This is a genomic window from Pseudomonas sp. A-B-19, from assembly GCF_019947515.1.
GTDB lineage: Bacteria > Pseudomonadota > Gammaproteobacteria > Pseudomonadales > Pseudomonadaceae > Aquipseudomonas.
On record NZ_JAGYGN010000040.1, the window covers coordinates 16626 to 37655 of the forward strand.

The 21030-nt window shown below is 59.9% G+C and carries 24 protein-coding genes; 9 read left to right on the forward strand and 15 right to left on the reverse strand.

Annotated features, from left to right (window positions below):
• Window positions 1-8: 8 nt before the first annotated feature.
• From KGA81_RS28035 to pnuC, 8 genes are all read right to left on the reverse strand, one after another.
• A complete protein-coding gene (locus KGA81_RS28035; protein ID WP_223550577.1) occupies window positions 9-1304 on the reverse strand; it encodes a hypothetical protein in 1296 nt (431 codons plus the stop codon).
• 46 nt (window positions 1305-1350) lie between these two features.
• Window positions 1351-2118 carry a hypothetical protein gene (locus KGA81_RS28040; protein ID WP_223550579.1) on the reverse strand — a complete coding sequence of 256 codons (768 nt, stop codon included), beginning with the start codon at window positions 2116-2118 and terminating at the stop codon, window positions 1351-1353.
• A gap of 26 nt (window positions 2119-2144) precedes the next feature.
• Complete coding sequence (locus KGA81_RS28045) at window positions 2145-2825, reverse strand: C39 family peptidase (protein WP_223550581.1); 681 nt, start codon at window positions 2823-2825, stop codon at window positions 2145-2147.
• 61 nt (window positions 2826-2886) lie between these two features.
• The gene (locus KGA81_RS28050) at window positions 2887-3741 is read right to left on the reverse strand and encodes a heme utilization protein (RefSeq protein ID WP_223550583.1); all 855 of its coding nucleotides are present in this window, start codon (window positions 3739-3741) and stop codon (window positions 2887-2889) included.
• A 64-nt stretch (window positions 3742-3805) separates the two neighbouring features.
• On the reverse strand, window positions 3806-4384 hold the full coding sequence (locus tag KGA81_RS28055; RefSeq protein WP_223550585.1) for an adhesin: 579 nt from the start codon (window positions 4382-4384) through the stop codon (window positions 3806-3808).
• 1 nt (window position 4385) lies between these two features.
• Window positions 4386-4823: a hypothetical protein gene (locus KGA81_RS28060; RefSeq protein WP_223550587.1), complete on the reverse strand. Its 438-nt coding sequence runs from the start codon at window positions 4821-4823 to the stop codon at window positions 4386-4388.
• A gap of 356 nt (window positions 4824-5179) precedes the next feature.
• Window positions 5180-5704: an AAA family ATPase gene (locus KGA81_RS28065; RefSeq protein ID WP_223550589.1), complete on the reverse strand. Its 525-nt coding sequence runs from the start codon at window positions 5702-5704 to the stop codon at window positions 5180-5182.
• Window positions 5701-6264 carry a nicotinamide riboside transporter PnuC gene (gene pnuC / locus KGA81_RS28070; RefSeq protein ID WP_223550591.1) on the reverse strand — a complete coding sequence of 188 codons (564 nt, stop codon included), beginning with the start codon at window positions 6262-6264 and terminating at the stop codon, window positions 5701-5703. The genes KGA81_RS28065 and pnuC overlap by 4 nt, the downstream gene beginning before the upstream one ends.
• A 295-nt stretch (window positions 6265-6559) precedes the next feature.
• Between pnuC and KGA81_RS28075 the strand changes: the two genes are divergently transcribed.
• Together KGA81_RS28075 and KGA81_RS28080 are read left to right on the forward strand one after the other, a co-directional pair.
• Window positions 6560-7390: an undecaprenyl-diphosphate phosphatase gene (locus tag KGA81_RS28075; protein ID WP_108217505.1), complete on the forward strand. Its 831-nt coding sequence runs from the start codon at window positions 6560-6562 to the stop codon at window positions 7388-7390.
• Window positions 7387-7815 (forward strand): DUF1294 domain-containing protein, encoded by a 429-nt coding sequence (locus tag KGA81_RS28080; protein WP_223550594.1) that lies wholly within the window; start codon window positions 7387-7389, stop codon window positions 7813-7815. Before KGA81_RS28075 ends, KGA81_RS28080 begins: the two co-directional genes overlap by 4 nt.
• A gap of 11 nt (window positions 7816-7826) precedes the next feature.
• Here the strand turns inward: KGA81_RS28080 and KGA81_RS28085 are convergent, their stop codons facing one another.
• Together KGA81_RS28085 and KGA81_RS28090 are read right to left on the reverse strand one after the other, a co-directional pair.
• Window positions 7827-8186, reverse strand: coding sequence for an MmcQ/YjbR family DNA-binding protein (locus KGA81_RS28085; RefSeq protein ID WP_102700747.1), 360 nt, complete (start codon window positions 8184-8186; stop codon window positions 7827-7829).
• A complete protein-coding gene (locus tag KGA81_RS28090) occupies window positions 8183-9091 on the reverse strand; it encodes a LysR substrate-binding domain-containing protein (protein WP_223550597.1) in 909 nt (302 codons plus the stop codon). Before KGA81_RS28090 ends, KGA81_RS28085 begins: the two co-directional genes overlap by 4 nt.
• A 131-nt stretch (window positions 9092-9222) precedes the next feature.
• Between KGA81_RS28090 and KGA81_RS28095 the strand changes: the two genes are divergently transcribed.
• Both KGA81_RS28095 and KGA81_RS28100 read left to right on the forward strand, forming a co-directional pair.
• On the forward strand, window positions 9223-9834 hold the full coding sequence (locus tag KGA81_RS28095; RefSeq protein ID WP_223550599.1) for an FMN-dependent NADH-azoreductase: 612 nt from the start codon (window positions 9223-9225) through the stop codon (window positions 9832-9834).
• Window positions 9835-10001: 167 nt separating this feature from the next.
• Window positions 10002-11039, forward strand: coding sequence for an alpha/beta hydrolase family protein (locus KGA81_RS28100; protein ID WP_223550601.1), 1038 nt, complete (start codon window positions 10002-10004; stop codon window positions 11037-11039).
• Between the two features lie 9 nt (window positions 11040-11048).
• Here the strand turns inward: KGA81_RS28100 and KGA81_RS28105 are convergent, their stop codons facing one another.
• Both KGA81_RS28105 and KGA81_RS28110 read right to left on the reverse strand, forming a co-directional pair.
• Window positions 11049-12236 carry an MFS transporter gene (locus KGA81_RS28105; protein ID WP_223550603.1) on the reverse strand — a complete coding sequence of 396 codons (1188 nt, stop codon included), beginning with the start codon at window positions 12234-12236 and terminating at the stop codon, window positions 11049-11051.
• Between the two features lie 296 nt (window positions 12237-12532).
• On the reverse strand, window positions 12533-14119 hold the full coding sequence (locus tag KGA81_RS28110) for an ABC-F family ATPase (RefSeq protein WP_223550606.1): 1587 nt from the start codon (window positions 14117-14119) through the stop codon (window positions 12533-12535).
• A gap of 376 nt (window positions 14120-14495) precedes the next feature.
• On the opposite strand from KGA81_RS28110, the gene lpxO reads away from it, so the two are divergent.
• The 4 genes from lpxO (at window position 14496) to ilvA (ending at window position 18342) form a co-directional block, all read left to right on the forward strand.
• Window positions 14496-15395, forward strand: coding sequence for a lipid A hydroxylase LpxO (lpxO, locus tag KGA81_RS28115; protein WP_223550608.1), 900 nt, complete (start codon window positions 14496-14498; stop codon window positions 15393-15395).
• A gap of 145 nt (window positions 15396-15540) precedes the next feature.
• The gene (locus KGA81_RS28120) at window positions 15541-15888 is read left to right on the forward strand and encodes a hypothetical protein (RefSeq protein WP_223550610.1); all 348 of its coding nucleotides are present in this window, start codon (window positions 15541-15543) and stop codon (window positions 15886-15888) included.
• Between the two features lie 69 nt (window positions 15889-15957).
• The gene (locus KGA81_RS28125; protein WP_223550612.1) at window positions 15958-17121 is read left to right on the forward strand and encodes a PQQ-dependent sugar dehydrogenase; all 1164 of its coding nucleotides are present in this window, start codon (window positions 15958-15960) and stop codon (window positions 17119-17121) included.
• 207 nt (window positions 17122-17328) lie between these two features.
• Window positions 17329-18342, forward strand: coding sequence for a threonine ammonia-lyase, biosynthetic (gene ilvA, locus KGA81_RS28130; protein WP_223550615.1), 1014 nt, complete (start codon window positions 17329-17331; stop codon window positions 18340-18342).
• Between the two features lie 51 nt (window positions 18343-18393).
• Here the strand turns inward: ilvA and eco are convergent, their stop codons facing one another.
• Window positions 18394-18876 carry a serine protease inhibitor ecotin gene (eco, locus tag KGA81_RS28135; protein ID WP_223550617.1) on the reverse strand — a complete coding sequence of 161 codons (483 nt, stop codon included), beginning with the start codon at window positions 18874-18876 and terminating at the stop codon, window positions 18394-18396.
• A gap of 281 nt (window positions 18877-19157) precedes the next feature.
• Here eco and KGA81_RS28140 point away from each other — a divergent pair, with 281 nt between their 5' ends.
• Window positions 19158-19424, forward strand: coding sequence for a DUF1652 domain-containing protein (locus KGA81_RS28140; RefSeq protein WP_223550619.1), 267 nt, complete (start codon window positions 19158-19160; stop codon window positions 19422-19424).
• Window positions 19425-19521: 97 nt separating this feature from the next.
• On the opposite strand, the gene KGA81_RS28145 is transcribed toward KGA81_RS28140, so the two are convergent.
• Both KGA81_RS28145 and KGA81_RS28150 read right to left on the reverse strand, forming a co-directional pair.
• Window positions 19522-19788 (reverse strand): DUF2790 domain-containing protein, encoded by a 267-nt coding sequence (locus KGA81_RS28145; protein WP_223550621.1) that lies wholly within the window; start codon window positions 19786-19788, stop codon window positions 19522-19524.
• Between the two features lie 289 nt (window positions 19789-20077).
• Window positions 20078-21022, reverse strand: a complete 945-nt coding sequence (locus KGA81_RS28150; protein WP_223550623.1) for a carbohydrate kinase family protein — start codon at window positions 21020-21022, stop codon at window positions 20078-20080.
• Between the last annotated feature and the right edge of the window lie 8 nt (window positions 21023-21030).

A 21030-nucleotide genomic window follows, 5' to 3' on the forward strand; every position in this document is an offset into this window, starting at 1 on the left:
TGTTCGGGTCAGAAGTAGTAAGGAAGTTTCAGGCTGAACTGAAAGTCCGGGGCATCGTCCGTCATGCCGATGGACAGGTTGGGTACGATAGTCAGGTTATCGGTGGCCGCAATGGTCATGCCGATGTTGAAGTAACCGGCGTTGGCATCGCTGGAGACCACCGACTGCCAATCCCCGCCATCTTCCTTGAGCCTGCTTTTGCGTTGTACCAGGTCAGAGACTGAAAACGACATGCTCATCTTTTCGTTCAGGGCGAACGCAATACCGGCGCCAATCTGGAAGCTGTCGCCAATGCGAACTTTGCCCGGTGTCTTGACCGCCGGGTTGGAGCTGATGTCATCGAAAGACTCCTCCAGATTGTGCGTATAGGACAGGCTGCCGAACAGCACCGCCGGATCGAACGTCTTGACCAGCGAGATCCCTGGCGTAATCGACCAGACGCCATTACCGGTAGGCAAGGATTCAGGTACGGCCAGGTTGGAGTTATCGGCCACCCGAACCAGCTTGATGCCGAACGGATCTTTGCCGGTCGGCGCCTTGACGCGCAAGGTCACCACGGCATCCGGAGTGTTGACCGACTCGTCGAGGAATTTGTAGGCGATACCGAAGTTGACGTCACCCAGGGTCGGGTCTTCTTTGACGGTATCTTCTGTCGTGACGTTGGCGGTGCCGTTATTGCCGCCACCGGACTGGTAGGTGGATTGACGGTAGACCACCGGCACGTTCAGGTCGAACTGCCAGCGATTGTTGAAGTTGTAGCGGCCGGTGAGGTCAAGCGTCCAGGTGTCGGCCTTGATCCGGTCCAGGTTGATGGCGCCCAGAAAGATCGAGTCCAGGGCGAGAAAGCCGTTGAGGATCAGTTGGCGGGTATCGTACCGGGAGTAGGTAATCCCGGTTTCGAAGCTGAATTTGCCACCGCCGAAGAATCCGCTGGCCTCGTCATACAGGTTTGAAACGCTTTGCGCCGGTTGTGAGTCATCGGCCAGCGATTGTCCATACGAGCTCCCGCTGCCTCCGGATGCGGCCGCCACACCGGTGCCGGTGGCGACGTTAGGATTGCCCTTAAGGTCCGCCGGAGACTTGGCCAGGCGTTTAGGGGGAGGAGCAGCGGGTTGGTCCTCAACCTGGCGGATTCGCTGTTCCAGTACCGCCATGGCCTTTTGCTGGACTTCGTAGCGCTGTTTCAACTCCAGAAGCTCGCGTTTGAGCGCCTCCATTTCCGGGTCAGGTGCTGCCTGCAACATTGCCGCGGGGAGTAGGGCACTCAAGCAGACAACTGCACGCAGTGATACTGATCGGTACATGGAATAAGCCGTCCATTTGTGCCCAATGGTTCAGACTCAGCGTAGTTCAATAGCCCATGGTCCGTAATGCGGCGAGTTGGTTGAGGTTGCAGTCGAGTACGCTCGCGCTCGGGCCATTATTGTTGAGCACTACGTTGAGTTGAGTCATGTTGTCGACCACATTGCTGCTGCCCAGCAACCGGGTGTTTTGCAGCAACCCGCCCTGGGCGACCTGTTGCAGGCTTGAGCCCTGGTTGTTGTTGGCGGTAATGGCCATCTGAACGCCGCCGCTCGTCGCGGAAACGGCGACACTGCCTGCGGCATTGCTGCCGGTAATGGTTTGACCGGCGATCAGCGCCTGGCCCTGGCCCTGGCTCGGCACCAGTGTCGGGGCCGTGCCGGCCTCTTTGACGTTGATGGCGATGTCGTTGTTTGCGCTGTTGCCATCGCCTGCAGCCCGTGTGACCTGGGTTATGCCCCGGGAAGTGCTCAGGGCAGCGCCCCCCGTCACGTTACCGCTGCCCGACTTGGGCGAGTCGCCATGACCGGATTGCTTGATGGTTGAAACATAGAGCTGGGGTTTGACCGTTGCGGCTTGAATTTGCATCGACGTGGATGCCCCGATCAGATCACCACTGGCATTGCGCCAGGTACTGCTCATGACGACACCGAAGCTGATGACCCGCCCCGGCATCACATACCGGCCACGCAGCTCGGCCAGTTCCTGGTCCTTGATTTCGATGGGCCTGAACTCATCAGCAAAACCTGAAGTGTTCGCTGCCAGACAGGCCGCGACCACCCAATACGAGGTTTTCATTTGCTGCTCCCGGAGCATCCTGCTCCCTATCATTTTGTTGGCGATTAAAAGAAGTCGCTCTGTATGAAACCAAAATCCATCAATTCGGCATCTTTGACCGGGTTGAAGTTATCCATCTTGTTCTTGGCTGTCAGCGGTTCCGGTGGACTGCGTAACGCGTTGGTCTTGTCGTAACCGGGACCGACGATCGCGAAGATAATGCCATTCCAGCCTTTGACAAAGTCATCATGGGCGTAGCGCTTGTGTCCAAGTACCGGGTCGCCGATGTAGACCCAGTGCTTGTCCGCTCGCTGCAACACCACGAAGTGCTTGTAACCGCGAATTTCCATCAGCACCACTACCGGAATCGTCACTGCATCGAGTCTTTCCGGCGGGATCTTGTAGCCCCGGGCGCGCATGCCGATGCGCTCTATGTAGCGCTTCATGTCCAGCATCGAAAAACCCTGGGTACGCACTATGTCCTGGTCTGCGGTGACCAGCATGCCCTTGATGATGTGCTCCTCATCGACATCGAGCCAATAGGCCTGGCGCAGTATCGTTGCCAACGCGGCGGCGCCGCAGCTGAAATCGGTTTTCTGTTCGACGATGTCGCTGAACTTGCGCTCACGCAAACTCTGCACGTGCTTGTACACCAGCACGCCACCCGGCAGGGCGGCAACCGGCATCTGTGCAGCCTGGGTCAGGGCAGACAGGCAGAGCAGGGCGAAAAGGGCAGTCTTACGCATGATCGGTACGCCTTGTGACTGTGGAAAAGCCCGGTCGCCGGTGTTTTCATTGCAATCACGATTACTGGCAAGCCTTGCAGCCTGCGGCGATGGACAGCGAGTTGCTTTGCTGGTTGCCCGCGCCGGACGATACGTTGGCTCCGCCGTTGCCGGAGAAGTTATTCATCGAGCCTGTTATCGAAGTATTGTTGGTTACAGGGGGTTTCCAGCCATCTGGCGTCATCACTTGTTGAGTGGTTACACCAGCCAGACCGAATACACCCACGGTGACGAAATCAGTCGTGGTATTGCCGTTGTTGGTGACGTTCATCCCGGACGTGCCTTGGTTGGCCGCAGCCGCCGCTTGTGCTACACGTCCGCCCGAAACGGCAATCGCCAGGTTGTTTTTCTGTTGGTTGAAGTTGCCGGCGGTCACGTTGATGCCAATGTTGCCGGAACCGCTATTGCCGGCGTTATTGAGCGTAGCGTTGTTGGTGTTGGAGTGGTTCTTGACGGTGTTGCCGCTGCTCCTCTGAGTCGCGCTGGAGACGGCGACGGCGGTGCCGAAGATGAAGCTTTCGTCAGCCGTGGCAAGGGCGGCGGCGTTGTCTTGCTGGTTGCCGTCACCGGCTGCAACGTTGGCGCCCATGTTGCCGTTGGAGTTGTTCAGGGAACTATCGACTTTTGCGTCGTTCAGGGTGCCTTGGTTCAATACGGAGTTGTCACTGCTGCCCTGGGAGTCCATTACGGCGGCCCCGGCGCCTGCTGTAATTTGCAGGATTTGTTCCAGGGTCGGGCCTTCAGGCTGATGATTGTTGCCAGGTCCATTGCCCTGACCATTACCCTGATTTTCATCAAGACCGCCGGCTTGTGCTGCGATTGCCATCACTGCTGCCAGAGCGAAAGCCAGTGGTCTGAGAGCCGTTGTCGGGTTCATGGTGTTTCTCCGTGCTTCTTGGTTGCTCAAGTGTTGGTACTTTCCTGATCGCACTGTGTTTGGGTCAGTCAGCGACCCGGATGCTCAGGGTGTTAGCCAGTCGGTTCCCCACCCCGGCACTCTGGTTCACCTGGATCACTCCCCGGCTGCCGGTGAAGGCCTGGTCGCTTGTGACGACCTGGCGACTGCCGTTTGGGGTGCCAGTTGCTCCCGGGTTCGGTAGCAGCGCCACGTTCTGTTGAGAAAGGGCGCTATCGTCAATGGCTTGCGGTGCAGCACTGATGCTGACGCGCATGGCGTTGGCCATCTGGTTGTTGGCCCCGGCGCCCTGGTTGACGCCCAGTACTCCGTTGCCATTACTGAAAGAGCTGCCGCCGATAGTGGCCGTCGCATCCATCGACGGATTGGCTGGCGTGGTGATTTTCTGCCGGACGCTGGTGCTCGCACCGGCCTGGGTGTCTATGGCGATCGCGCGAACGTTGGCCTGCTGCTGTTGATCACCAGTTGCCTGGTTGACGTTGAAGTTGCCGCGGTATTGAGCACCGGAATCCTGGAGGGTGGCGTTGTTCACCGAACTGACGCCCGAATCGGCCATTACGCCGGTGCAGCCGAACAGGGCAAGTAACAGCAGGGACCGACTCATCTCATTGGCCTCCCGCCATTCTGCCCAGCGAGCCGAGGCCGCCGCTCATGGCGCGGTTGATGGTTGCGGAAATCGCGCTGCCACTGCCACCACCGTGGCCGACGGACATGCCGGGCATACCGTTGGGGTTGGTGACGACGTTGAGGCCTTGCACGCCACCCAGGCTTTGCCCGTTGCTGTGGCGAAAGGCCGTTCCGGTGGTGACCCCGGCAATGTCGGCGTCGCTGAGTTCGCCGGTGACGCGGGCCGATGGGTTGGCATTGAGGGTGTTGGGGTCAGGATCTCTGCCGCCGCTGCGACCGATGGGGGTCGGGTGAATGGAGCGATCAAGCACGATGACGCCGTTGCCTTCGGCTTGAGCGTCGAAACTGAAAAACGTGCCTGCAGCGCTCGCGATGAGCAGCAGGCACGTCAAGGCTTTTTTATTGAGTATCCCCACGACGCTCTTTCCTTCTCATGTAGGCTGGCTCTGGTTGGCTGTGTGAAGGACAGAGCGAAAGCTGTGCCGGTATTTGAATTTCGTGGGGATTCAATGGCTTATGGATGTTGCCCGGATACCTTTTGTCGAGGATGTTTCAATACTGAGACGAAATCCCGCGCAGGCAGCCCGTAAATGCGGATGGACCGCTCTGGAACAAGGGTTTCAGTGATGTTGTATCAATTTTTTGACAAACCCGATGATCAACCGGTGAGGGGCGCTGAGATGGGCGGTTTGCGGCAGGTAGGGTGTTTCAGGATCGGACACTTTTTCCCCGGGGTAGGGGGGGATGGTGGGGAAATTGCCCCAAAGGCCGGTCAGGCGCTGAGCATTCGGGTCACCGCGTCCAGTGCCTGGAATCGGCGTTCGGCCCAATCTCCCTGCAGTACTTGAACCGGTTGTGCGTGGCGCTCGAGCCAGGCCAGGGTCTGCTCGAAAAATGCCTGGCGCTCACTCAACAGGGGCTGGCAACGCTGGCCATCATCCGTCCAGTCGACGTGTTCCGGCGACAGCAGCAAGTGCAAGTCGTAATGCCGGGCCAGTAGCGCTTGTTCAATCCAGGCGGGGCAGTCGCCAAACAGGGTGTGGCTCCAGAGGATATTGCTCAGCAGGTGCGTGTCGAGGATGAGCAAGGACGGTTGTTGCGCCCGCGCCTGGTCTTCCCATGCCAATTGACCGCGAGCGATGTCCGGAATGTCGGCCAAGGTGGTGTCCCGCGGATTCTGCTCGATGAACCAGCGCACGTACTCGTCGACCAGAGCCCCGCCGAAATGCAGTTGCAACTCGGCCGCCAGCCAGCTTTTACCGCTGGATTCGGGGCCTGTGAGTACCAGGACTTTCATGCGCGCAATGCCGGATCGGTGCGCCATTCGCGCCAGCCCTGCACGGCGATCACGGTGAACAACCCGTACAGGGTGGCGGTCAGGTACAGGCCTTTATAGATGAACAATCCGACGAAAATCACATCCAGGGCGATCCACAGCGGCCAGCACTGGACACGTTTTTGCGCCATCCAGACCTGCGCCACCAGGCTGAATCCGGTCAGCGCCGCATCGAGCCAGGGTTGGGCCGCGTCGGTCCAGCGGACCATGGCCGCCCCCAGCAACAGGCTGCCGAGTGCGCCAATGACAAGGCTCAACGCCACGGACCGAGTGTCGAGCCGACTGACTTCGCGGCCATGGGTCGTTTCACCACTGCGTGTCCACTGCCACCAACCGTAAAGCTGCAAGGCGGCATAGACGACTTGCAGCAGCATGTCCGAATACAGCTTCACCTCAAAAAAGATCCAGCTATAGAGCAGCACCATGACCAGGCCGATAGGCCAGCACCAGGGGTTCTGTTTGACGGTCAACCAGACGGCAATGACACCGAGGGCGGCGGCAAACAGTTCAAGCCCGGACATGGCGGCTCCTTGGGAAAATCGAAAAGGGCACGGATTGTAACCGGATCGGCGTCGAGAATCCCGTGGCGCAGGGTGTACTTCATTGGTGCGCGATAACGCGGCAGCGCCAATCGGACTTGTCTGGTAGGATTTCGGCCCCGCGCGGATAAACCCGAATCAGGATTGTTTTTTCACAGGATTTTTACGGTTCTGTGGTGATCCTTGATGCGCGGGGCTTCAGCTACGCTGATCGCAATTAAGGCTTTTGAAAAATACTAACGGGGCATGCCGATGCGCATAGCCTTTTGGGGGATTGATGGATCTTTGGACCGCCTTTCAGGCATTGATTCTTGGGGTTGTAGAAGGGCTGACCGAATTCCTGCCCATTTCCAGTACCGGCCACCAGATCATCGTGGCCGACTTGCTCGGCTTCGGGGGCGAGCGGGCGATGGCGTTCAACATCATCATTCAGCTGGGTGCCATCCTGGCAGTGGTGTGGGAGTTTCGCCGCAAGATCTTCGACGTGGTCATCGGTCTGCCGACCCAGCCGGGTGCCCGGCGGTTTACCGCGAACCTGTTGATCGCGTTCTTGCCGGCCGTGGTGTTGGGCGTGATCTTCGCCGATTTGATCCACGAATACCTGTTCAACCCGATCACCGTGGCGACGGCGCTGGTCGTGGGCGGGATCATCATGTTGTGGGCCGAGCGCCGTCAGCATGAAGTCCACGCCGAAACAGTGGATGACATCACCTGGAAAGATGCCCTGAAAGTCGGCTTCGCCCAATGCCTGGCCATGATTCCGGGTACTTCGCGCTCGGGCTCGACGATCATCGGCGGGTTGCTGTTCGGCCTGTCGCGCAAGACCGCTACCGAGTTCTCGTTCTTCCTGGCGATGCCAACCATGGTCGGCGCAGCCGTGTATTCGGGCTATAAATACCGCCACCTGTTTGTCCCGGCGGACTTCCCGGTGTTCGCGATCGGTTTCGTCACTGCGTTCGTCTTCGCGATGATCGCGGTCCGCGGGCTGCTCAAGTTCATCGCCAACCACAGCTATGCGGCGTTTGCCTGGTATCGCATTGTGTTCGGCCTGATCATCCTGGCGACCTGGCAGTTCGGTTGGGTCGACTGGAGCGCGGTCAAGCCGTGAGTGACTCAAGCGCGCGCAATAACCCCGGGCGCGAGCCCGGGGGACAGATCCGCCATTCACGGCTGAAGTGGCTGGTGTTCGCAATCCTGTGCGCGTTGCCGCTGTCGGGTTCGGTGTCGTCATGGCTGCACGGGGTCTCGCTGATTCCCCTGGCGGCCTACGGCATCGTCAGCGTCGTGACGTTTTTTCTGTACTGGAGCGACAAGCGCAAGGCCCGCGCCGAACAATGGCGGACGCCGGAGAATGTCCTGCATGCGCTGGAGTTCGCCGGCGGCTGGCCCGGTGCCTTGCTGGCCCAGCAAGCGTTTCGGCACAAAACCCGCAAAGTCTCGTACCAGTTGGTGTTCTGGATCATCGTGCTACTGCACCAGGTGTTCTGGATCGACCACCTGTTCCTCGGCGCACACCTGTTCGTCTTGTTCTAATGAGGACGGCCCTAGAGCAACAGGCCGACTTGAGTGCGCTTTGGCAGTCTGCTCACCACCAACTGGTGCGAACGCTGCAGCAATCCCTGTAGCTCTTCGCTACCGAGCGGGTAGGGCGTTTGCATGATGATCCACTGGGCGCGCGCCAGATAAGGCGCCGGATGAATCCCCGGGCGGTCGCAATGGCCGAGAAACAGATCCTTGTCGACCTTGAAGGCCAGGGAATCACCCCGCAGGCCCTGCAACGCGAACATCTTGTTCCCGGCAATCGAAAACACCCGTACGCCGCCCCATTTATAGTCTTCCCGCGCGCCCGGCAGGGCGAGGCAAAACTTCGCGACATCCTCTTCGCTCATCCGTCCGGCTTTCATAACAATCGTTCCCCACAGGCATTGAAGGATTCGACCAAATGGTCGATCCAGGCGCGTACCGCCGGCATCACCCCGCGCCGATGAGGATACACCGCTTGCAGCCAGCCACCGGGCAACGACCACTCGGGCAGCAGTTGTACTAGCGAGCCGTTTTCCAGTTCCTGTTCGCAATACATCATGGGCAGCATCGTAAAGCCCAGACCGGAGAGGGTGCTGGCCTTGCGCACGATAAAGTCATCGATGCCCAGCCGGGCCTCGAGGGCAAGTTCACAACTTTTGCCCGTTTGATCCAGCAGGCGGATGTGCACCAGGCGGTCGGCTTCCAGGGCACCGAGCACCGGCAGGCTTTTCAGATCCTCGGGATGGCTGATCTCACGGCCAACGAGAAAGCCGGGGCTGGCGACCATCAGCATCTGCGCCTGGCGCAGGCGGCGGGTGACCAGCAGCGGGTCTTCGTCGCCCAGATCGCGCACACGCAGGGCCACGTCAATGCCTTCGTTCACCAGGTCGACCCGCCGGTTGAGCAGCATCACCTCCAATTGGACTTGCGGAAAGTTTTCCAGAAAGTCGCTGATCACTCCCGGCAATATTTCGTGGGCCAGCCCGACCGGGCAGGACACCCGCAAACGCCCGCGGGGCTCGCTGGACATGCTGGCGACGGCCTCGTCGGCCATTTCCGCCTCCAGCAGCATCGCCTGGCAGTGCCTGAGGTAACGCTCACCCACCGCGGTCAGTTTCAGCTGTCGGGTGGTGCGTTGCAGCAATCGCGCGCCAAGGCGTTCTTCCAGTTCGGCGATGCGCCGTGACAGTCGTGACTTGGGGATGCCCAGCAAACGCCCGGCGGCCGCGAAACCACCGGCTTCCACCACTTTGGCGAAGTAATACAGGTCGTTGAGGTCTTGCATGATGTGAGCCTGATTGTTCTATCTGTGAGACGAACTATCGCATTATTGCCGTCTAATCAGCTATTGGTTTCGTCTGTAAGATTAGTCCCATCAGATCGCCCTTGTGGGCGATCCTCACTTGGAGATCCCACATGAAACTGCTGCATATCGATTCGAGCATCCTGGGCGACAACTCGGCTTCCCGTCAGCTGAGCGGTGAAGTCGTCAAGGCCTGGCAAGCCGCCGAGCCAACTGCCGTGGTGACCTACCGCGATCTGGCCGCCGACGCCATCAGCCACTTCTCCGCCACTACCCTGGTCGCCGCCGGCACCACCGCTGAACTGCGCAACGCCGCACAACAGCATGAAGCCGAACTGAGCGCCTCGACCCTGGCCGAATTCCTGGCTGCCGATGCCGTGGTGATTGCCGCACCGATGTACAACTTCACCATCCCGACTCAACTGAAAGCGTGGATCGACCGCATCGCCGTTGCCGGTCAGACCTTCCGTTACACCGAAGCCGGCCCTGAAGGCCTGTGCGGTGGCAAGAAAATCGTGATCGTTTCGACTTCCGGTGGCATGCACGCCGGTCAGGCGACCGGTGTTGCCCACGAAGAGTATTTGAAGGTGCTGTTCGGCTTCATCGGCATCACCGACATCGAAATCGTCCGTGCCGAAGGCCTGGCTTACGGTGACGAGGTGCGCAACAAAGCCATGAGTGCCGCCCATGCGCAAATCAGCGAGCAATTGTTCGCCGCCGCGTAAGGCTTGCGTAAAGAACTCAACCGTTCCGGTACAGCCCCAAAAAACTCTGTATTCTGGTTACGCAAGTACCAGCTACGGAGTTTTTTGTTTCTGGTGGTTTCAGATTGTGGCCTGACTTATGCTATCCAGGGCTTACGTCTCAAGTCCGGTAACAGGTGGGGCATCCCATGGTGCGTTTTTGTGCAAGTTTACTGATTTGCCTGCTCAGCAGCCTGAATTCAGTGCACGCCGCGCCTGCGCCGCATCCTCATTGGAGCGTCGGCTTCCATGAGATGACTTTTCTCGACCCACTGGACCTGCAGCCGATGCGCGCCATCGCCTTCTATCCGTCCAGTGATTGGGAGCACACCAGCAAGCTCGAGGGTTACACCGTCGAAGCCGGGGAGGACACCAGAGTCGCCCTTGGCCGGTTCCCGATGCTGATGCTGTCCCACGGTAACACCGGCACCCCACTGGCCTTGCACGATCTCGCCACGTCGCTGGCGCGAAAGGGTTTTGTCGTGGTGGCGGTGATTCACCCCGGTGACAACTCCAGGGACCACAGCCGACTCGGTACCTTGAGTAACCTCTACGGCCGGCCGATCCAGATTTCCGAAGCCATTACCGCTACCTTGGGCGACCGTATGCTGTCGCCGTTCGTCAATGCCGACCAAGTGGGGGTCATCGGTTACTCGGCCGGTGGCGAGACCGCATTGATTCTGTCCGGTGCGACCCCGGACCTGGATCGCCTGCGCCGTTACTGCCAGGAGCGGCCGGATGACCGCGATGCCTGCAATACCCAGGGTGAACTGATTGTCGACCGCGACGACCTGCAACCGGTGGCCGATCCTCGCGTCCACGCCTTGATGCTGATGGCGCCGTTGAGCCTGAAGTTCGGCCGCCACACCCTGGCCGATGTACATGTGCCGGTACTGCTTTACAGCGGCGATGGCGACAAGCTGGTGGCTGTCGACAAGAACGCCGCGGCGCTGGCGCGCAAACTGCCGACTGCGCCTGACTTCAAGCTGCTGGCCGGGGCAGGGCACTTCGTGTTCATGGCGCCGTGCAATGACGAGCAGATCGTGATCATGCCCGCGCTGTGCACCGATGCCGACGGCGTCGATCGGCAAGACATTCACCGCAATCTGATTTCCGAGGCTGGAAGTTTCTTCTCGCGCACCCTGGGCAGGGCGACTCGGGCGGGGATGCAGACTGCCGATCAGTAATGGGCGCTCCTACAGGGGGCTGCGGCGCTTGAGTAGTAACGTCAGCCCGAGGCCCGTCATCGACAACAACGCCGCACTGAAGAAAATCCACACATACCCCAGGTTCAGCGCCACTGCGCCCATCAATGGGCCGGCGATGGCCAGCGCCAGGTCGAAAAACACCGCGTAAGCACTCAAGCCCGCACCGCGGCTGGAGTCAGGCACCTGTTTAATGGCCTCCACACCCAGCGCCGGGTACACCAGGGACAGGCCGAACCCGGTCAGGCCGGCGCCAATGAGCGCATACGCGGTCGAAGGTGCCAGCCACAGCAGCACCAGGCCGAGCGTCTCGATGCACATGCAGGCAATGGCCGACGTGAACCCGCCGAATCGGCTGATGGCGCGAATGAACAGCAGTCGCGACAGAATGAAACACACGCCAAACACGCTCAGGCAGTAGGCCGCGCCGGTCCAGCCACGATTGACGTAATACAAGGTGATAAAGGTCGTCAGGGTGCCGTAGCCAATGGACGCCAGGCTCAGGCTGGCGCCAAACGGCGCTATGCGTCCGAATACCGCCCAAAACGGTAAACGCTCACCGCGTACCACCGGCACCGAGGGCTTGTTGCGAATCAGCAACAGTGCGGCCAGGGCCAGCAGCGACAGAGCGATGCCGAGGCTGGCGAAACCCAGTTGTTGCACCATGACCACGCCCAGTGGTGCACCGATGGCAATCGCCCCATAGGACGCGATGCCGTTCCAGGAAATCGACCGCGCGGTATGCTCGGCGCCGACCTGGCCCATGCACCAACTGATGGTGCCGACGCCGATCAATCCCTGGGCGATCCCCAGCAACAGGCGCCCGGCGATCAGAATCAGCAGGCTGAGCAACGGAAAGCCTTGCAGCAGGGTCGACAGCAAGGTCAGCACGCCGCTGAGCACAATCCCCGACAAGCCATAGATGATTGCGCGCTTGGTGCCCACGTTGTCGGACATGCGCCCGGCCATGGGCCGGCTGAGCAGGGTGGCGAGGTATTGCGAGCCGATGGTCAGCCCGGCGACGATAGCGCTGAACCCGAGCTGCTCGTGGACATAACCCGGCAGTACCGCAATCGGCAAACCGATGCAGAGGAAGGCGATGAAGGTATAGAAGACGATGGAGACGATCTGCAGGGTGATCGCCATGGCGCTTTGCGGGGCAGCTTGCTGCACAGACATGAGGGCTCGTTCGCTGGCGGCGGTGGGAGAACTGCATCATGGCGTGGCGGTGGGATAAAAGAAAGCAGGCTAACTACTTTTTGCCGTGACATTATCGCTGTTCTTCATGGCCTCATCGCGAGCAAGTCGGATCGCCGCACCGTCGCTCCCACATTTGGAATGCACTCCCCTGTGGGAGCGAGCTTGCTCGCGATTATTCATGCACCAACAAGAAACCTTGGCCCGGAATGCAAAAAGCCCCGTCACCAGGACAGGGCTTTTCATTTGAAGCTTGCAACTAAAGGCCTGTAGTTGCCTTAGAACACCACACCCTGACTACGCAGGTAGTCGTCGTAGGTGCCGCTGAAGTCGGTTACGCCATTAGGGCTCAACTCGATGATGCGGGTGGCCAGGGACGATACGAACTCACGGTCGTGGCTGACGAAGATCAGCGTGCCCGGATAGTTCTCCAGCGCCAGGTTCAGCGACTCGATGGATTCCATGTCCAGGTGGTTGGTCGGTTCGTCCATCACCAGCACGTTGGGCTTTTGCAGGATCAGCTTGCCGAACAGCATGCGGCCTTGCTCACCACCGGAGATGACCTTGACCGACTTGAGGATCTCGTCGTTGGAGAACAGCATGCGGCCCAGGGTGCCGCGAATGATCTGCTCGCCCTGGGTCCACTGGCCCATCCAGTCGAACAGGCTGACGTCGTCTTCGAAGTCGTGGGCGTGGTCCTGAGCGTAGTAGCCCAGCTCCGCGCTTTCGGTCCATTTCACGGAGCCGGCGTCCGGGGTCAGCTCACCCATCAGGGTGCGCAGCAGGGTGGTCTTGCCGATACCGTTCGGGCCGATGATCGCCACGCGCTCGCCGGCTTCGACGGTGAAGCTGAAGTTCTTGAACAGGGTCTTGCCATCGAAGCCCTTGGACATCTGCTCGATGGTCACGGCCTGGCGGTGCAGTTTCTTGGTCTGTTCGAAGCGGATGAACGGGCTCACGCGGCTCGATGGCTTGACTTCGGCCAGCTGGATCTTGTCGATCTGCTTGGCGCGGGAAGTGGCCTGCTTGGCTTTCGAGGCGTTGGCCGAGAAGCGGCTGACGAACGTTTGCAGTTCGGAGATCTGGGCTTTCTTCTTGGCGTTGTCCGACAGCAGTTGCTCGCGGGACTGGGTCGCCGCGGTCATGTACTCGTCGTAGTTGCCCGGGAACAGGCGCAACTCACCGTAGTCCAGGTCGGCCATGTGAGTGCAGACGCTGTTGAGGAAGTGACGGTCGTGGGAAATGATGATCATGGTGCTGTTACGCGCCTTGAGGATCGTTTCCAGCCAGCGAATGGTGTTGATGTCCAGGTGGTTGGTCGGTTCGTCGAGCAACAGCACTTCCGGATCGGAGAACAGTGCCTGGGCCAGCAACACCCGCAGCTTCCAGCCCGGAGCCACTTCGGACATCGGGCCGAAATGCTGGTCCAGAGGAATACCCAGGCCCAGCAGCAGTTCACCGGCACGGGATTCGGCGGTGTAGCCGTCCATTTCGGCGAACTCGGTTTCCAGCTCGGCCACGGCCATGCCGTCTTCTTCGCTCATTTCCGGCAGCGAGTAGATGCGGTCGCGCTCGGCCTTGACCTTCCACAGCTCTTCGTGACCCATGATCACGGTGTCGATCACGGTGAATTCTTCGTAGGCGAACTGGTCCTGGCGCAATTTACCCAGGCGCACGTTCGGTTCCAGCATGACCTGGCCGCCGGACGGCTCGAGGTCATTGCCGAGAATCTTCATGAAGGTCGACTTGCCGCAACCGTTGGCGCCGATCAGACCGTAACGGTTGCCACCGTTGAACTTGACCGAAACGTTTTCGAAGAGCGGCTTGGCGCCGAACTGCATCGTGATGTTAGCTGTAGAAATCAAAGGTTTTTCCTGCGAAGCATTCAGAGTAGCCAGGGGTGCGGCATTGCCGCGCTTGACCCGAATCAAAGTGCGCTGAAAGCGGGTTTTCCCGTCGTCAGCGAAAGAGGCACGTAAAGTTTGGCGGCAATTGTACTGGTCTGGCTCTTTAAGCGATAGAGCGTTGAGACCACGGCAACGTCTTGGCGGATTTTGCGGACACATTTTCGCAGTTGCAGGTTAACTATTGGTTACAAACTGTGGCTAAAATGCCATCCGTCAGCCGAAAACCGACCATCGGCAAGGCTCGATGGCACTACCGGGCCGCTGTTTCGTAATCAGTCGCTGCACAAGACCCGGGAGGGTGCAGTTTGTTTATTTCCGACCTGTGACTATTTCCGTGAAACTCATCATTGCCGTTATCTACGTTGTCTCCATTGCGTATGTCCACCTGCGCGGTCAGGTGCGCCACAAGCTGGGCCGCCAGTTGAGTGATCACTCGACGTTTCTGGCACCGATCAATTGCTTTCTTTATCTGTTTTCGAAAATCCCCAGCAAGCCTTATCTCGACCCGGCCGACTTTCCCGACCTGAGCCCGCTGCAGGCGCATTGGGAAGAAATCCGTGCCGAAGGCCGGAATCTGCTTCACGCCGGGGAAATCAAGCGTTCGAACCAATACGACGACGTCGGTTTCAACTCGTTTTTCAAGACCGGCTGGAAGCGCTTCTATCTCAAGTGGTACGGCGATAGTCACCCATCGGCCATGAAGCTCTGCCCGCGCACCACGGAACTGGTGCAAGGCATTGGCTCGATCAAGGCGGCGATGTTCGCCGAGTTGCCACCGGGCTCCAGGCTGGTGCGCCACCGCGACCCGTATGCCGGTTCCTACCGCTATCACCTGGGCCTGGAAACACCCAACGCTGCCGGCTGCTACATCAATGTCGATGGGCAGAACTACCACTGGCGCGATGGCGAGGCGGTGATGTTCGATGAGACCTACATTCATTACGCAGAGAACACCACGCAGCACAATCGCATCATCCTGTTCTGCGACGTCGAGCGGCCGATGAAGTATCGGTGGGCTGCGGCATTCAATCGTTGGTTCAGCCGCACGGTCATGTCGGCGGCAGGCGCGCCGAACGAGGCGGGCGACAGGACCGGCGGGCTCAACCGGCTGTTCAGCAGGATCTACAAGGTTCGCCTGCACGGCAAGCAACTGAAAAAGCGCAATCGCACGCTTTACTACCTTGCAAAGTGGTCGATCTTTGCCGGGCTGCTGGTGGTCTTTATTCTGATTTGAAAGGTGTATTCGGGCGGCGTTCCGACGATGAGGCCGAAACATCCAGCCTGTTACATCTTGCCGGGGAGGTTTTTGTTAACAAAACCGAACCCCGGGCGTAGCGTGGTATCGAAGACCTTATCCACGCGACGTAGAGAGGCACCCCATGAACCGATACGTGTTTGGCGCCATTGCGCTGGCCCTGAGTAGCGTATTGGGCCCACTGGCCCAGGCCGATGCCTCTGTTTCGTGGCAATTGGCCCAGAACCTGCCGGGCCGCACCGACAACAACCCTTACAACAGTCCGATCCACCGGGCCAACCCCAACAGCATGCAAGGCACTCAACCCGGCGCCCCGGCCATACGCGGACCCAATACCATGCCGGTCCAGCGCTCGCCGACGCTGGACAACGGTGGCATCGGTAATCGCTATCCCGACCGGCCCGCTCCCGCCAGTCCACCGACATTCATTCCCAATCCTGCCCCGCGAGACACCGGCACCAACGACCGTTGAGTAGCAGGCATCACACCTCTGCCCGCTACTTTTCACCAAACCTCATGTCCATCGGAAAAGGAATCCTGCATGTTGCGCAAAAAACTGTTGGCAATCCTCTGCGCCAGCGTATTGATCAGCGCCACTGTTCCTGTGCTTGCCGCGCCCGCCCAGACGATGAAAAGCGAAGCAGGCACCCTCGAGGTCATCCCCGTCGTGACGGGGCTGGAGCACCCATGGGCCCTGGCATTCCTGCCGGACCGTAAAGGCATGCTGGTAACCGAACGACCCGGCAACCTGCGATGGGTGACCGCCGACGGCAAGCTGTCAGCACCGCTCGATGGCGTGCCAACGGTCTGGGCCAAGGGGCAGGGCGGCTTGCTGGACGTGGCGTTGTCACCGGATTTCAATCAGGACCGGACGGTCTATCTGTCCTATGCCGAAGGGGGTGGTGAGGCCAACAAGGCCGGTACTGCGGTGGGGCGCGGCCGGCTCTCCGACGATATGACGGCGCTCAAGGACTTCCACGTGATCCTGCGTCAGGAGCCCAAGCTCTCGGTGGGCAACCATTTCGGCTCGCGGCTGGTGTTCGATCGCGACGGCTATCTGTTCGTGACCCTGGGGGAAAACAACGACCGCCCGACCGCCCAGGACCTCGACAAACTGCAGGGCAAGGTGGTGCGGATACACCCGGACGGCACGGTGCCCAAGGACAACCCCTTTGTCGGCCAGGCCAACGTGCGCCCGGAGATCTGGTCCTACGGGCAGCGCAATCCGCAAGGCGCGGCGCTCAACCCGTGGAACGGCACGCTGTGGGAAAACGAACACGGCCCCCGGGGTGGCGATGAAATCAACATCATCGAGCGTGGCAAAAACTACGGCTGGCCGCTGGCGACCCATGGCATCAACTACTCCGGTCTACCGATTCCCGAAGCCAGGGGTGATACCGTCGAAGGCACCGTTGCCCCGAACCATGTCTGGGAAAAATCCCCCGGCCTGAGTGGCATGGCGTTCTACGATGCCGAACGTTTCAAGGCCTGGCAGCGCAACGTGTTTATCGGCGCGTTGGCCAGCCAGGAACTGATCCGCCTGGAGTTCGATGGCGACAAGGTCGTGCACGAGGAGCGCTTGCTCGGGGAGTTGAAAAAACGCATTCGCGATGTGCGGCAGGGGCCGGACGGCTATTTGTATGTGTTGACCGATGAGGAGAACGGTGGTGTTTATAAAGTCGGGTTGAAGTTGCCGGCTGACTAAAGGCATCTACAAAAATTTGCCATTGACTTGCCACCACCGCCCGGCTAATTTCTAGCCATGACTTCCACTGTATCGCGCTGCCAGCCAAGCATTATTACCGCCATTCCTCATTTGGCGGGCTAGCTCACGACTGCAGCACCCAACCCGCCCTTGAGGCGGGTTCTTACTTTCTGTCTCCCGGGCCCCGATCAATGTCAGGAGACGACCATGAGCTTTACAACCGACCAGCAAGCCCTGCTTGAACGCTACGTCAAAAAAATCCTTGCCGCGCCGGTGTATGAACTGGCCGTGCGCACGCCGTTGCAAGCGGCGCCGGCCTTGTCTGAAGCCTTGGGCAATCAGGTCCTGCTCAAGCGCGAAGACTTGCAACCGACCTTCTCCTTCAAGATCCGCGGCGCCTACAACAAGCTGGTGCAACTGAGCGAAGCGCAAAAGGCTCGTGGCGTGGTCACGGCTTCTGCCGGCAATCATGCCCAGGGCGTAGCGCTGGCGGCAAGGGAGTTGGGAATCGATGCCACCATCGTCATGCCCTGCACGACACCTCAATTGAAGGTCATCGGGGTGCGCAGTCGCGGTGCCGATGCGGTATTGCATGGCGAAAGTTTTCCGTTTGCCCTGGCCTATGCGCTGGACCTGGCCGAGGAATCCGGTCGCACCTTTGTTTCGCCTTTCGACGACCCGCAGGTGATCGCGGGGCAAGGCACGGTGGCCATGGAAGTCCTGCGCCAGCATCAAGGGCCGCTGGATGCGATCTTCGTGCCGGTGGGAGGCGGGGGGCTGATCGCAGGCATCGCCGCTTACGTCAAATACCTGCGACCGGAGGTGCGCATCATCGGCGTCGAGTCGGAGCATTCCGCATGCCTGCAAGCCGCGTTGCTGGCTGGTGAGCGAGTGATCCTGCCCAGCGTCGGCACCTTTGCCGACGGGGTGGCGGTGGCGCAGATCGGCGCTTACGGGTTTGAGGTGTGCCGGTTCTGCGTCGATGAGGTGGTGACGGTCAGCAACGACGAGCTTTGTGCCGCGATCAAGAATATCTACGACGATACCCGCTCGATCACCGAACCTTCCGGTGCGCTGGCGGTGGCCGGGATCAAGAAATACGTCGCGCAGACCGGTGCCTTGGGGCAGACCCTGGTCGCCATCGACTCGGGTGCCAACATCAATTTCGACAGCCTGGGGCATGTGGCCGAGCGAGCTGCGTTGAGTGGCGCTCCGGCATGACACCCGGGCAGGCCGACAGCGGGCGCTAAAAGGGTCCGCCGGATGGCCGGGTTATTCCTGAACGGCTTTCTCGACCTTGTTCGACGCCGACCAGATCCGGTAGCGCACTTCGATGCCCTTGGGTACGTACAGCACGAGCGGCAGCTTGCTGTTGTAACGCAGCAGGAAGCCGTCACCGACCACCGGTACGAAATCCTGTTTGCGCGTGCCGTCCGGGCAGGCCATCAGCGTGCTCATCGGGCCAATGACGTTCTCCAGGCGATAGAACGGGTAGCCCCAGCCCTCGAGGTTCTTCTCCTCGAGAATGCCGCCCAGACGCGGGTTATTGCAGTCGACGGTCATCATCTTGCCGGCCAGGATCTCGACCTGGAAGTCTTTTTCCCGGGCCTGTGGCACGAGGTGGATCACCTGGCGGGTAAACCCGCTTTCGGCCTTCGGATAGGGCGCGATGTCTTCGAGTTTGGCTGCGTGTGCCAGGCCCGTCAGTCCGAGCGCGAATAGTCCGAGTGTCGCGTGCGTAGTCAAAGATCTCATGGTTGCCTCCTTGCCTGAAGTGAAGGGCGGCATTCTCACTGCCGTGTGCAGTGAAAGCAAACCCGCAGCGCCCAGCCTGCAAATTGCACGGTCACAAAGGGGGCTTTTTGCAAACTGCATGACAGGTTTCACGGGTGACTTGCCTAAACCCTTGAATTGCCGATGAGCTGCGCAGCGAAATCCAGGGCATGTTTTATGCTGTAGCTGTCTTGAAGCTTGCCGGGATTTCACATGAGCGAGCATTGACCATCATTGGCAGTCTCACAAAGGAGAAGGTCGCCATGTTTCTTTCTGCCTTGGAACTTCGCAACATCATCGAAAGCAGTTTTCTACCCAAGCGCTGCCAGTGCACCTTGTCACCGGATCTGTCGATGACCGTCAAGGTCTATGCAGACGGGCAAACCGATCAGCTCGATCTATTGGTCACTGGCATCGATGCCTCCGGGCTCAATGGCTGTCGGGAAATAAACGAGTTGATTGCCCAACTGCGCGCCAGACAGCAGCACGTAGAGGTCGAGCCACACTCGATGCTGGGCAAAGCGCTTTAACCTGCGGTTTCGAGTTCCACGGACAGGCGCCGGGTCTGGAAGAGCGCCAGGCCCAGCGCCAGTTCAACGGCAACCGCCAGAAAATCAGACTTTTCGGTCAGCTCTGGTTTTCGCAGGCGTCGGACAGTTTGCGGTAGGTAATTTCTGCGGGTTTTCCCGTGTCATCGATGTACTTCATCTCGGCATCTACCACTTTGCACTCCAGGGTGTCCGGCTCGGTCAGTGAAATCACTTTGCTGACATGCAATGGCATGCCGTAGTGATAGGGCACGGCTTGAGAGTCAGTGGTGTCATTGGCCTGAGCCAGACCGGCAAACGCGGTGCAGGCGAGGGCGGCGGTAACCAGCAGGGTGCGAGTGTTCATCAGCGATCTCCGGTGCGGACGGAAAGTCAGTTCGATGTGTGGCTTGTCGAACCTGCCGCACTGGGCGTCAGAACAGTCTGAGGGCGTGCGGTCCAGTGAAGTGTTGGACCGCACGGTTAAACGAGGGTTAACCCGGCTGAACGCCGTCTGTCGCGGACGCGCGATCCTGTGTATCAGTTAAGACCATCGCGAGCCAGCTCGCTCCCACAATGCCGGAGCGTCGACACAAATGTTGTGAACGACCCGAAACCCTGTGGGAGCGAGCGTGCTCGCGATGAGACCCTCGAATTCAGCGCAAATCCAGTTGCTGCCGATAAGGCAAATCCGGCCCGGTCTTGCTGCACGTCAGCGCCGCCGCCTGGACCGCGAACTTCAGCATGCGGTCGATCTGCTCGCGGCCAAGTTGCTTCACACCCTCTACCGAATCCAGTTGCTGTTCGGATAGCCAAGTGATCAGCGCGGCCTGAAAAGTATCGCCCGCGCCCACGGTGTCGGCGATTTTTACCGCACAGGCGGGAGCCGACCACGAACCGTGAGCCCGGCTGAATACGCTGGCGCCTTCGCCACCCCGGGTCAGGAACACCAGCTGACAACGGTGCTGCAACCAGCCTTCGATCACCCGCGCCGGATCCTGGTCGGGATACAGCAGATGCAGGTCCTCGTCGCTGACCTTGATCAGGTCAGCCAGCTCCACCAGCGTCGCGACCCGGTTACGCCACAGGTCAATGTCCGGCTGCGGATTCAGGCGCACGTTCGGATCGAGGCTGATCAGGCGCTGGCCGCTTTCCCGGCGCACCAGGGCCAATAGGGTGTCGGCAATCGGCTGCACCACCAGGGAAAACGAGCCGATATGCAGGCCGCGTACCTCTGGCCCGAGTGCCGGCAGGTGCTCCGGTTGCAATTGTCGGTCCGCGCAGCCCTCGCCACGGAAGCTGTACTGCGGCGAGCCATTGGCCCCGACCGCGACCATCGCCAGGGTGGTTGGCGCGGAGAAATCCACCAGGAAGTCCTGGCGCACGCCTTCATCCTGCAACACTTGCAGCAGGCGACGGCCCAGGTAGTCGGTGGACAACCCGGCCAACAGCGCCGCGTCAACGCCCAATCGGCGCAAGCCCACCGCCACATTGAACGGCGAACCACCGGCAATGGCTTTGAAGTTCACTTTGGACGCCAGACCGCTGGCGTCGTTTTCACTGAAAAAATCGAACAGCGCTTCGCCACACACCAGGTACATAGTTGTTC